Below are 11,864 nucleotides of genomic sequence, written 5' to 3' on the forward strand. Positions count from 1 at the left end.
CCGCGAGACGGAGCAGTCCCTTCCGGCGGCCACGCCGGTCGGGGGCTCGTGCGCACGCGGTGCTCTCGCCCGCTCGCGTCCGCGCGCTCGCCCGTCTCGCTGGGTACCGACACCGCTCTTTCGCGCGGGTTCCGTGCGGCTTGACCGGAATCGTTTCCGACTTATCGTGGCCGGCCTCTTCCGAGCCCTCGCGACCAAAGAAAGCATGGCCAAGCGCGACTACTACGAAGTGCTCGGGGTCGAGCGGACCGCGACGCTGGCCGAGATCAAGAAGGCCTACAAGAAGCTCGCGCTCGAGCTCCACCCGGACCGCAACCCCGGCGACGCGACCGCCGAGGAGCGCTTCAAGGAAGCGAGCGAGGCGTACGGTGTCCTCCAGGATCAGGAGAAGCGCGCCGTCTACGATCGTTACGGCCACCAGGGCCTGCAGGGCCAGGCCGGGTTCGGCAACGTCGACGACATCTTCTCCAGCTTCCAGGAGATCTTCGGCGATCTGTTCGGGTTCGGCGGCGGCTTCGGCGGCGGACGCGCTCGTCGCGACGGCCCCACGCGCGGCGCGGACCTGCGCACCGGCGTGGTGCTCACGATGGCCGAAGCCGCGTTCGGCGCGCAGAAGGAAGTCACCGTGCAGTTCCCCTCGCCGTGCACGGCGTGCGACGGAACCGGCGCGGAAGGCGGCAAGGTCCAGGTCTGCCAGACCTGCAAGGGCGCCGGTCAGGTCGCGCACGCGCGCGGCGGGTTCTTCCTCGGGACGACGTGCCCGACGTGCCATGGAATGGGGCGCATCGCGACGAAGGCGTGCGCCGAGTGCGGCGGTCGCGCCGAGGTCCCGGTCGAGCGCAAGGTGAAGGTCGCGATCCCGGGCGGCATCGACGAAGGCCAGAGCCTCCGTCTCGCCGGGCAGGGTCAGCCCGGTCGCAAAGGCGGGCCTGCGGGCCACCTCTACGTGACGGTGCAGATCGAGCCGGATCCGCGCTTCGTGCGCGACGGCAACGAGCTGCTGCACGAGCTGCACGTGTCGTTCACCCAGGCCGCGCTCGGCGCGTCGCTGAAGGTCCCGACGCTCGACGGCGAGGCCGAGCTGAAGCTGCCCGCGGGCATGCAGCCGGGCGAGCACGTGAAGGTGCGCGGCCAGGGCATCCCGCGCCTCGACGGGCGCGGGCGTGGCGACCTGGTCTGCGTGATCCAGGTCGACGTCCCGAAGAAGCTGAGCGCGAAGGCGAAGAAGCTCCTGCTCGAGCTGCAGGAGACGTTCGACAAGGAAGGATGACGCGCGCGCGTCCGACGCTGCGCGAGTGGCTCCACGAGGGGCCTTTCGCGCTCGCGATGTCGTCCGGGTTCTTCGGGTTCTTCGCGCACACGGGGGTGCTCTCGGTGCTCGAGGACGAAGGGCTCGTCCCTTCGCGCGCATCGGGGTCGAGCGCGGGCGCGCTGGTCGCGGGCGCGTGGGCCTCGGGGGTCGACGCGACGACGCTCGGGCGCGAGCTCGAGGCGCTGCGACGCGAGCACTTCTGGGATCCCGGGCTCGGCGCGGGGCTCCTCCGCGGCGCGCTCTTCCGCGCGAAGCTCGAGTCGATGTTGCCGGCGCGTCGCTTCGAGCGCGCGCGCGTGCCGATCACGATCTCGACGCACGACGTCGCCTGGAACCGGACCCGCGTGATCGACGCGGGCGATCTCGCGGCCGCGATCCATGCGTCGTGCGCGGTGCCGCTGATGTTCCATCCGGTGCGCGTGGACGGGCGCTGGCTCGTCGATGGCGGCGTGTCGGATCGGCCCGGGCTGCGCGGCGTGCCCGAGCGCGAGCGCGTGCTCTTCCATCACCTCGCATCGCGCTCGCCGTGGCGCCGGAAGAACGATCCCGCGCTCGAGGTGCCGCAGCGCGCGGGGCTCGTCGCGCTGGTGATCGAGGATCTCCCGCGCGTGGGGCCCTATCGGCTCGGCGAAGGTCTGCGCGCGATGAAAGCGGCGCGTGATGCGACGCGCGTCGCGCTCGATCGCGTGATCGAGGGCTCGATCGTCAGCGCGCCGGCAGCGTCGTAGGCCAGCTCGGCAGCTGTCCCTCGTCGAGCCACGAGTAGATGCCCCACGTCTGCAGCACGCGTCGCGAGTAGCGGCGCGTCTCGTCGTACGGGATCTCCTCGATGAACTCGTCGAGCGCGCGATCGCCGCGCTCGCGCAGCCAGCGGTCGACCGCGCCCTCGCCCGCGTTGTACGCCGCGGGCACGAGCGCGTGCTGCGGGTCGTAGCGACGACGCAGCCCGCTCACGTAGCGCGCGCCGATGCGCACGTTGACCTCGGGCGTCCGCAGCGCGCCGGGATCGCTGGGCAGACCGAGCGGACGCGCGACGCGCTGCGCAGTCGGTCGGATGATCTGCATGAGCCCGTATGCGTGCGCGACGCTGACCGCCTCGGGTCGGAAGCTCGACTCCTCGCGCGCGATCGCGCGCACGAACGACGCGGGGACGCCCTCGTTCTGTGCGGCGTCGTCGATCAGCGGGTGATAGGCGCGCGGATACGCGATGCGCCAGAGCGCGAGCGCGCGCCCCTCGGGCATCGACGCCATGAGCGGCGCGCGCAGGCGACGGCGGGCGAGCTCCATCGCCTTGCTGTGCGCGCCCGCGCGATCGAGGAGCGCAGCGGCGAGCCAGAGCGCGTCCGGCGTCGCGTCGGCGGCGAGCAGTCCCGCGTGCTCGAGCTCGCGCTCGGCCCACGTGATCTCCCCTGCGCGCAAGAGCGCGACCGCACGCGCGAACGCCGGGCGATCGAGCTCCGCGCGGCGCGCGAACCGAAGCGGCGGGAGCGACCTGCTCGTGGCGGGCATCACCGCGCGCGCGCGCGCCGCGTCGATCGTCGCGAGCCGCGCGACCGCGTGCTGCGCGTAGTACGCGAGAGGCAGCGCGCGCGCGAGCGCCTCGTACTGCGCCGCCGCATCGCTCGCTCGATCGAGCTGCTCGAGCACGCGACCGCGCCAGTACGCCGCGCGCCCGCGCACGTCCTCGGCGCCCTCCCCGCTCGCTTCGTGCGCGCCCGGGCCTTCGGCGAGCGCCGCATCGAGCTGCGCCAGCGCGTCCGCGAGGCGCCCCTCGCGCCGCGCGTTCCACGCGAGCAGAAAGCGCGCTTCGCCGCGCATGTCGCCGCCGACGAACTCGCTCACGACGCGCGTCAGACGCGCGCGCATCCCGTCGGGATCGGCGCGCTCCTCCGAGAGGCGCGCCGCGTTGATCAGCGCGTCGTCGGCGAGGCGATGGCCGGGGAGCTCCTCGGCGAGCACGTCGTACTGCGCGATCGCCTCGGGGTACGCCTGGAGCGCCGAGTACGACTTCGCCGCGTAGTAGCGCGCCCACGCGCGCACGTCCTCGTGCTCGCGGCACTCGTCGGCCACGGTGACGAGCAGCGTCGATGCCTCACGGCGCGCGCGCCTGCGATACATCGAGCGTCCCTGCGCGAGACGCACGTCGCAGCGACGCGCACGATCGTCGCGCAACCGCGGCACGAGCGCGGCGTACGCGTCCTCCGCGCCCTGGTGGTCCATCGCTGCAGCGAGGGCATCGGCGCGCGCGATCTGCTGCTCGATCGAGGGCGATGCGAGCGAGCGCCGGCGCTCCGCGGGCAGCGACGCGAGCACCTCGTTCGCGCGCTCGAGCGCCTCGCGCCCTGCACGCGTGCTCGGTCCGCGCGCGTCGATCCCGCGCAGCAGCGAGAGCGCCTCGACGCGCGCAGCGACGTCGTCGCGTGATGCGAGCAGGTCCGCGAGCGCACGCTCGAGCTCGACGCGCGTCGCGTTGCGCGCGTTCGGAATCGCTGCGCGCAGGCGTGCGTCTCCGTCCTCCGCGCCGGCGCGTGCGCGCGCGAGCGCTTCGAGCGCGCGCGCCTCGTCGCGAGCAGGGAAGTCGAGATCGCCCAGCGGCGCGAGCAGCGTCGCGGCGGTCGCCGGATCGGTCTCGAGCGCCGCGCGCGCCGCCGCGAGCCGCGCCCAGCCACCGAGCGGCGTCGCAGCGTCGATCGACGACCACGCCTCGATGGCGCGCGGCACTTCTCCTGCGCGCTCCGCGCCGCGCGCCGCGATCCACACCAACGCGTCGCGATCGGGCTCACCCTCGCGCGCCGACGCAGCGAGCGCGATGCGCCGGGCCTCGACCGCATCGTTCGCATCGAGGCGCGCGCGCGCCGTGCCCAGCGCACACGTGGGATCCACACGCGCCACGTCGGCATCGAACCCCGACGGTGCGCTCTCGGGCGGCGCAGGCTCGGGGTCGGCGTGCGACGGTGTGGGGCTCACTTGCGAGTGACACGTCACGCACAGCGCGGCGAGCGCGCCGAGCAGCGTGCGACGCGACGCAGCCCCGACCATCCAGAGCCACTCTAGGGAGCGAGATCCCACCGAGCAAATTCCCCGCGGCTGCAACACCGCGGGCCCGCGTCGCGCTTCCCGCGCTCAGCGACGACGCGACGCGCGCTCGTCGGCCTCGTCTTGTTCCTTCTGCTCCGCGGTGCGGCGGCGCGCATCGAGCCACGCGCCGTGATGGCGCTCGACCGCTTCACGCTCGGCGCGCACGGTCGCCAGCGCGGCGCGCGCCTCCTCGACAGCGCGCTCGGACGTTCGCTCCGTTTCGCTCGCGTGGCTCACACGCGACGCCAGCGTACGCTCCTCGCGCCGACGACGCGCGATCCACTCCTCGAGGCGCATCAGGTCGAGCGCGGTACGCCCGTCCAAGGCGCGCTCCTCGCGCGCGACGCGCTCGGTCTCGGCCGCGTGCGCGCGCCGCGTCTCTTCGGCGCGCTCTCTCGCGCGCTGGGCCGCGTCGTGCGCGGAGATCGCCGCAGCGAGCGCGCGCTCGGCGACCTCCTGCTCCTCTGCGCGGAGCGTGCGCGCGGCCTCGAGCGGATAACGCGAGTCGCTCACGGCAGCGGCGAGATGCGCGCGCCGCCGAACGTCGCGTCGATCGGCTCGCCGGTGAGCCCGTCGGCGCTGCGCCATGCGCCGCTCAGCGCCGCTGCGCGGAGCGCGTCGACCGTGAGGTTCCCGTCGGCGTCCTCGCTCGTCAGCGGTCCCGAGAGCACGACGCGCGCGCGCAGCGCATCGAGAGGCTCCGTCGCGCCGCGCGCCAGCGTCATCACCGCGGCGCCGACCGCGTCGCACGCCGCCGTCGCGCACTCCGCCGAGCACGCAGCGCCGATCTCGTCCTGCTCCGCGATCCACGCCTGCAGCACGTCGCAGCCGCCGCGCGACGCGATCAGCCCGCCCGCGCTCTCGACGCCGCGCGCACGAGCGAGCGCGTCGATGCCGGCGAGCAGGAGCGTCGCGATCGGCAGCTCGATGCGCATCGACTCGAGCTGCAGCACGTCGGTCTCCGCGGTCCAGCGCACGCTCGCGGGCGCTCGCGCGGTGATGCCCACCTCGCGCAGATCGATCATCACGGGCTCCGCGTCCGCGTCGCCGAGGCGAACCTCGCCGCGCGTGAACGACGCGACGGGCCCGTCCATCGAGCCCGCGACGAAGAGCACGCCGTCGACGACGAGCGCGTCGTGCAGCGTGACGACCTCGTCGAGCACGAGCTGCAGGCCGCCGACCAGGCTCGCCTCCTCCACCACCAGACGCGTCGCGAGGTCGCGCTCGGCGGTGCCCGTCGCACGTGCGGCCTCGAGCGCGGAGAGCGCCGCGATCGCGCCGCGATCGCGCAACGCGGACTCGAGCGCGTCGAGCATCATCGACGCATCGCCGCCGCTCGCGACGACGGCCGCCTCGAGCGCGATCGCGAGCGTGTCGGCCGCGACGCGCGGCGCAGTCCCCGCCTGCAGCGCGAGCTCGGCGTCGTACTCGCCCTCGATGCCCAGCGTCCGCGGCACGAGCGTCACCGTCGCGCGCGTGTCGCCCGTCGGCTCGAGCGTCACGTCCGCGACGCACCCTTCCGCGACGATCACCGACGCGCTGCTCGTCGCGCGCGCGACGATCGTGAATCGCTGCGCCGCCGGCAGCGGCGCGAACACCGCCTCGCCCAGCGCGTCGGTCGTGCGCGAGCGATCCGCCTCGCGCCGCGTCAGCGCGTCCTCGCACGACACGCTCCCGGAGGTCGACTGGTGCACGAGCACCGTGCGCTGCGCGATGTCGCGCCCGTCGCCGCCCTCCACGGCGACCACGAGCCTGCCGAACCCGTCGCCGCTCACCGCGACGTCGAGGTACGCGGCGCGAGCGCCGGGCGCGACGACGCGCAGCCGGAACGTCGCCGTCTCGCTCCCCGCGATGACCATCCCGGTGACGCGACCCTCTTCGTCGGTGCGCCCGCCGAGCGAGAAGAGCGTCGAGTCGCGCGCCATGCCCTCGAGCGCGAACGACACGTCGCGCACCGCGACCGGCCGGCCGTCGGCGTCGGTCCAGCGCGCGACGAACTCCGCGTGCTCACCCGGCGCGAGCGCGAGCGTGGTCGGCCCTTCGATCTCGATGAGCCCGGTCGCGCCCGGTGGGGACGCATCCGCAGGGCCCGCGTCGAGATCGAGCGTCGTGCGTTCGTGGCAGCCCGCGAGCGCCACCCACGCCGCGAGCAGCCCAGCCAAGCGAAGGTACATCTCTACAGCAAGCATATAGGCGGTCGCCCTCGCCCGGCCAGCACCCGCCGAGAGACCTCTCTCGCCGGCGATCCCACGTTCGGTCGGGGCCCGCGATGGCTCGGCCCGGCGCTGCGTGATAGAGGACCCGCGCGTCCGCACCGCATGGACTACGCCCTCACGATCGGCCTGCGTTACCTGCGGTCGAAGAAGAAGAAGACCGTCTCGGTCATCACGTTCATCGCGGTCTCGGGCGTCGCGCTCGGCGTCGCGGCGCTGCTCGTCGTCATGTCGATCACGAGCGGCTTCCAGGTCGAGTTCCGCAACAAGGTGCTCGGCGTCAACGCGCACGTGCTCGTCATGAAGTACGGCCTCGACTTCGAGGAGTACGAGGACGTGATGGCGCGCGCGATGGAGATGCCGGAGGTCGCCGGCGCCGCGCCGTTCGTGATCAACGAGATGATGCTCGCGCGCGGCGATCGCATCGCGGGCGTGCTCGTGAAGGGCGTCGATCCGGTCGCGATGCCCACGGTGCTCGATCTCCCGACCCAGCTCGTCGACGGATCGCTCGAAGGTCTGCGTCGCGAGGGCGCCGCGCCGCCGCGGAGGCCCGACGACGAAGGTGGTGCGCGCACCGAGGGCCTCGATCTCGATGCGTTCCTCGAGCGCATCGCGGACGGGAGCGCGCCCGAGGACGCAGCGCGCGCGACCGAGTCCGCGGCGAGCGCGCCGGCGCCGAGCCAGGAAGAACAGACGCCCGACGACGACGAGCCGCTCGACGAGCTCCCGGTCGTGCGCGTGCCGACCCCCGAGGAGGCCGAGGCCGCGCTCGAAGGGACCGACACCAGCGTGTCCGACGGGCCGGTGGAGGACGTGCTCTTCGAGGACACCGAGGCGCAGGTCACGCCGACCGAGTCACTGCCGGGCGTGGTCGTCGGCGCGACGCTCGCGCGCACGCTCGACCTCCACGTCGGCGATCGCGTCAGCGTGATCAGCCCGCTCTCCGGGCTCGACACCTCGATGTTCCACGCCGAGGCGCGCACCCCGCGCTCGCGCGAGTTCCGCGTGATCGGCGTCTTCGAGGCGGGCTTCCAGGAGTACGACTCGCGCCTCGTCTACGCCGATCTCTACGAGGCGCAGGCGTTCTTCGATCACGGCGACAGCGTCACGGGCGTCGAGATCCGACTGCACGATCTCGAGCAGGCCCCGGCGATCTCGCGTCGCCTCGAGCGCGTGTTGGGCGGCGGGCCGTACCACACGCTCGACTGGCAGGAGCTCAACCACAACCTCTTCACCGCGCTCGAGATCCAGAAGGTGATGCTGAGCCTGGTGATCGCGACGATCATCTTCATCGCCGCGTTCAACGTGATCGCGACGCTGATCATGATCGTGCTCGAGAAGAAGCGCGAGATCGCGATCCTGAAGGCGATGGGCGCGCACGACCTGCACGTGCTCGTCGTGTTCCTGGTGCAGGGGCTGATCATCGGGCTGGTGGGCACCGTGATCGGGCTCGCGCTCGGCGGAGGCGTCTCGTTCTGGCTCGAGAGCTATCGCTTCCCGCTCGATCCGCACGTGTACCTGATCGACCACGTGCCGGTGCGGACGAGCATGTCGGAGTTCGGCACGACGGTGCTGATCGCGCTGGGGATCTGCCTCGTCGCGACGCTCCTGCCGAGCTGGTGGGCCGCGCGTCTGCTGCCCGCGGAAGGCGTTCGCTACGAATGACGAAAACGTCCTTGACGGCTCCGGGGGGTCGGGCTAGATAGGCCGTCCCTCGCGGGACTAACTCAGTGGTAGAGTGCAACCTTGCCAAGGTTGAAGTCGAGGGTTCGAATCCCTTGTCCCGCTCTCAGTTTCCAGTGATCGATGGCGCCGAGATCCCCGGCACAATCCCCGGCAACCCCGGGGCGCCGGGCGGGCCGTCTCGCTGGAGTGGTATGGCGCCTAACGGCACAGGCGCGGTACCTTTGCCACAGCTTCGTGCACCGCGGCAGCGCGTTGCACGAGCGGCGCGTCGTTTGCTCAGGTCTTGCCAATGCGAGCAGGGCTCGCACGTTCCCAACATCCTGACGGCAGGCCGATGCTGAAGGACCTTCTCGAGACTGCGCAGCTGACCAAGGGCGCGTGCGCCAAGATCATCGGGGTGAGCCCGCGCGTGCTCGACGAGTGGATCGCGGGTCAGAAGACCATCCCCGCAGGGTACGCGCGCTCGCTGAGCGAGTTGTTTGGAACGCCGGTGCCCGCGCTCGCACGACGAGGCGAGCTGCCGAGCCCGACCCAGATGGCCGGGGTGTGGTTCCGGATGCGTGAGGACCGCGTATCCGCCACAGATCGGACGTACGTCGCGGTGCTTCGCCGGCTGGCGCATTCCTGCGATCAGTTCGAATGCGCCACCACCGGCTCCTCGCCTTCGATGATGTGGCGAAACGTCTTCTGGGGTGCGAAGCGCAAGGCGATGGACGAGACCGCGTCTCCTGCGGAGCAGGGACGGATCGCGGCGCGCGCACTGCGCACCGAGCGGGGCCTGTCGCAGGGAGCGACCGGCATCGGCAGTGTCTTTCGGCAGCACCTCCGTCATCTCGGCGTCCTCGTGGTGGAAACGCCCGTTCCGGACTCGAAGATCGAAGGCTGTAGCTTCTACGTTCAGTCCGGGCCGCAGGCGATCCGTCCGTCGATTTTCGCGAACTCGTTCCGCAGCAGCTGGTTCCATCGGAACTTCGTGCTGTGCCACGAGATCGCGCACCTCATCTTCGACGCCGAGTCGGAAGGGGCATCGATCGATTTCAAGACCGAGGACGAGAGCTCCATCGGCTCGCTGTCGGAATCGGTCACAGAGCAGCGTGCCGACGCCTTCGCTCAGGAGATGCTGGTCCCGGCGAGCGTCCTTCGCCACGTCGCACAGGCATCCGGCATCAACTGGAAGCGCCTCGAGGCCGAGGACCTCGCGACGCTCGTCGCGAAGCTCGAGGTCGAGGCGCGCGTGATCTTGAGGGCCGCCGTGGAGGGCAAGTTCCTCGATGCGGAAGGCGCAGCTCGCGCGCAGACGCTCGACTACCGCGCGCACCTTGAGCAGCTGACGGAACGGGCGCTGCCCGCGATGAAGTACTTCGGGCGCCATCCTGAGAAGAAGTCGGATTGGCTCGAGAAGCGCACCGCGACGGCGGTCGGTGTGCCTCTGTACCTGCCGCCTTCGTACGTTCAGGCCGTGGTCGGTGCCGTCGAGCGTGGGACGGTGAGCTGGTCGAAGGGCGCCGAGCTTTTGATGGTTGATCGTCGCACCTTCATGGAGCGGTTCGGAGATCGAGTGCCCGGGATCGAGTAGGTCCCGTGCAGCCACCCAACCCGCCTCTGCTCCTGTGCGACGCTGACGTCGTCTTCCAGTTGTTCATCGGGCGCAGCACGCTGCCTCTGAAGTGCTTGCGCGACCGCTTCGGCGTTCAGCCGACCGTCGTGCCCGAGGTAGACGCGGAGCTCCTCAGTCGCCCACGAAGCGACCTGGCCAGTCGGTATCGAACCGCGAGCGACAGCGGATTGATACAGGTGTTAGGCGTCCCGACGATCCGGCGCATCAAAAGCCAGCTGAGCGGCGCGATCGCAGAGGAGTCACCTGACGCGATCTGGCAGCGTCTCCAGGATCTCCGTGACGACTACTATCGCTACGTCGACATCGGCGAGTCGTCGACGTACGCGGCGGCGCTCACGCTGCAGATGCCGACCACTTCGAACGACGGCAACGCGATCAGGACGCTCCTGAACAACGACGTCGAAGTGCCGGTGCCGGTGCTGCGGATGTTCGACCTCGTTGCGTTTGCGGTGCAGAGCGGGGAGATGTCGGTGGATGCTGCGGACGACCTTCGCTCGCGGCTGCTCGCTGCGAAGGAGCATGTACCGAAGGCGTTTCTCAACGCCGGTTTCGCCGACGGATTGGAGGCGTTCAGGCCTCGTCTGGTCGACGGTTCCAGCAGGTGCAGCGTGCGTGTCGCGAACGACGTTGTCGTGCTCACGCCTCGCTGAGTGCTCGAGCCCGCACTACCGCGGTCACCCGCGAGAAGGCTGCGCGCTGCTCTTCGATCGCGACGTGCGTGTACGTCTCGACCTCCTCGGCGTGACCGATGATCGAGCGACGCACCTCCTCGGTCGCGTGCTGGCGCACGAGGTTGTTCATCGTGTGCCGCAGGCAGTAGAGGGCGGGCCGCTCGCCGAGATCGATCCCGGCCGCCTCGATCATTTTCTCGATCGTCTTCCGCGCGTACGTGTTCGTCGTGAGCTCGACGAGCTCGCCCTTGCGGCGCTTCGCCTTGCTCGGCCGCCCGTAGCGCGGCGACGGGAACACGAGGCCGCTCTCGGTCCCGGCCCACTGCTGGCGCAGCATCGTCTCGCGGTGCGCGCGCAGGAGCGACGCGAGCTCGGGCGCGATCGCGACGCGGCGCTTCGACGCGCGCGCCTTCGGGTGCCCGATGATGCCGCGCCAGTGCGAGCGCCGGATGCGGAGCACGCCGGCCTCGAGGTCGACGTCGTCCCATCGCAGCGCGGCCGCCTCGGCCGGGCGGAGCCCCGTCCACGCGAGCGTCGCGACCAACGCCCACGCGCGCGCCCACCCCTTCGGCAGCGTCTTGAACCGCGGCGTCTTCTTGTCCTCGCGCAGCAGGAGGAGCGGCGCGCGCGGACCGACGTCGAGCAGCGAGCGCAGCTCGTCGACGGTGAGGCCGCGGCCCTCGTCCTCGGCCGCCTCGTCCTCCTCGAGAGTCGTCGGGAGCGCCGCGACGCCGTCGACGATGTGCGGCGCGCGCGTGTCCTTCGCGAACGTGCGCAGCACGCGGAGCCTCCCGTTGATGGTCTCGGTCGCGCGCTCGTTGTCGCGCCACCCGGCGAGCACGCCGCGCACGTCGTCGGGCTCGATCGCGTCGAGGAAGTACTCGCCGATCGCGCCCTTCCACTTCTCGACGGCCGTCGTGTAGCGGTCGTGCGTGCTCGGTCGGATCGTGAGGACCTTCGACGCGAGCCACGCGTCGAGCGCCTCACCGAGGCGAGCGCGTGCCCTTCGTTCGGCGCGGCCCGCCGTCGCTTCGTCGAGCAGCTTCGCGCGGATCGATGCCGCATCCAGGTCGTCCGCTGCCTCCACCCTGCGATCGAGCTCGCGGCGCTTCCCGGTCTTCGGGTCGACGTACTCCCCGCGCAGCCGGTAGCGGCCGTCCGGGAGCCGCTGCACCCCCTCGATCTTCGCTCTGCGTCTTCGACCCATCCTCTCCCTCCAGGTACCGTGCGACGTCGCGCGTGCGGAACAGCATCAGCCCGCGCGCTCCGCGGGTCGAAACGGGGCG

At 71.5% G+C, this 11,864-nt stretch carries 9 protein-coding genes and 1 tRNA gene; 6 read left to right on the forward strand and 4 right to left on the reverse strand.

All coding sequences use genetic code 11. The features are described from left to right. The first annotated feature begins 205 nt into the window (after positions 1–205). Complete coding sequence (dnaJ, locus tag DB32_RS29250; protein ID WP_053235935.1) at positions 206–1,270, forward strand: molecular chaperone DnaJ; 1,065 nt, start codon at positions 206–208, stop codon at positions 1,268–1,270. After that, complete coding sequence (locus DB32_RS29255; RefSeq protein ID WP_053235936.1) at positions 1,267–2,040, forward strand: patatin-like phospholipase family protein; 774 nt, start codon at positions 1,267–1,269, stop codon at positions 2,038–2,040. Before dnaJ ends, DB32_RS29255 begins: the two co-directional genes overlap by 4 nt. Here the strand turns inward: DB32_RS29255 and DB32_RS29260 are convergent. The 3 genes from DB32_RS29260 to DB32_RS29270 form a co-directional block, all read right to left on the reverse strand. Then, positions 2,018–4,351 carry a lytic transglycosylase domain-containing protein gene (locus tag DB32_RS29260; RefSeq protein ID WP_053235937.1) on the reverse strand — a complete coding sequence of 778 codons (2,334 nt, stop codon included), beginning with the start codon at positions 4,349–4,351 and terminating at the stop codon, positions 2,018–2,020. The genes DB32_RS29255 and DB32_RS29260 overlap by 23 nt on opposite strands. An 84-nt stretch (positions 4,352–4,435) precedes the next feature. Next, positions 4,436–4,903 carry a hypothetical protein gene (locus DB32_RS29265; protein ID WP_053235938.1) on the reverse strand — a complete coding sequence of 156 codons (468 nt, stop codon included), beginning with the start codon at positions 4,901–4,903 and terminating at the stop codon, positions 4,436–4,438. Then, positions 4,900–6,564: a hypothetical protein gene (locus DB32_RS29270; protein ID WP_157069523.1), complete on the reverse strand. Its 1,665-nt coding sequence runs from the start codon at positions 6,562–6,564 to the stop codon at positions 4,900–4,902. The genes DB32_RS29265 and DB32_RS29270 overlap by 4 nt, the downstream gene beginning before the upstream one ends. Positions 6,565–6,708: 144 nt before the next feature. On the opposite strand from DB32_RS29270, the gene DB32_RS29275 reads away from it, so the two are divergent. The 4 genes from DB32_RS29275 (at position 6,709) to DB32_RS29290 (ending at position 10,557) form a co-directional block, all read left to right on the forward strand. Continuing rightward, positions 6,709–8,268 (forward strand): ABC transporter permease, encoded by a 1,560-nt coding sequence (locus DB32_RS29275; RefSeq protein WP_053235940.1) that lies wholly within the window; start codon positions 6,709–6,711, stop codon positions 8,266–8,268. A gap of 51 nt (positions 8,269–8,319) precedes the next feature. Then, positions 8,320–8,391, forward strand: a tRNA-Gly gene (locus DB32_RS29280). Positions 8,392–8,623: 232 nt separating this feature from the next. Continuing rightward, positions 8,624–9,865 (forward strand): XRE family transcriptional regulator, encoded by a 1,242-nt coding sequence (locus tag DB32_RS29285; protein ID WP_053235941.1) that lies wholly within the window; start codon positions 8,624–8,626, stop codon positions 9,863–9,865. A 5-nt stretch (positions 9,866–9,870) separates the two neighbouring features. Next, positions 9,871–10,557, forward strand: a complete 687-nt coding sequence (locus tag DB32_RS29290; protein WP_053235942.1) for a hypothetical protein — start codon at positions 9,871–9,873, stop codon at positions 10,555–10,557. Here DB32_RS29290 and DB32_RS29295 read toward each other — a convergent pair. Then, positions 10,544–11,752 carry a tyrosine-type recombinase/integrase gene (locus DB32_RS29295; protein WP_053235943.1) on the reverse strand — a complete coding sequence of 403 codons (1,209 nt, stop codon included), beginning with the start codon at positions 11,750–11,752 and terminating at the stop codon, positions 10,544–10,546. The two genes, DB32_RS29290 and DB32_RS29295, sit on opposite strands and share 14 nt — an antisense overlap. Positions 11,753–11,864 lie beyond the last annotated feature (112 nt).

The organism is Sandaracinus amylolyticus, from assembly GCF_000737325.1.
GTDB lineage: Bacteria > Myxococcota_A > Polyangia > Polyangiales > Sandaracinaceae > Sandaracinus > Sandaracinus amylolyticus.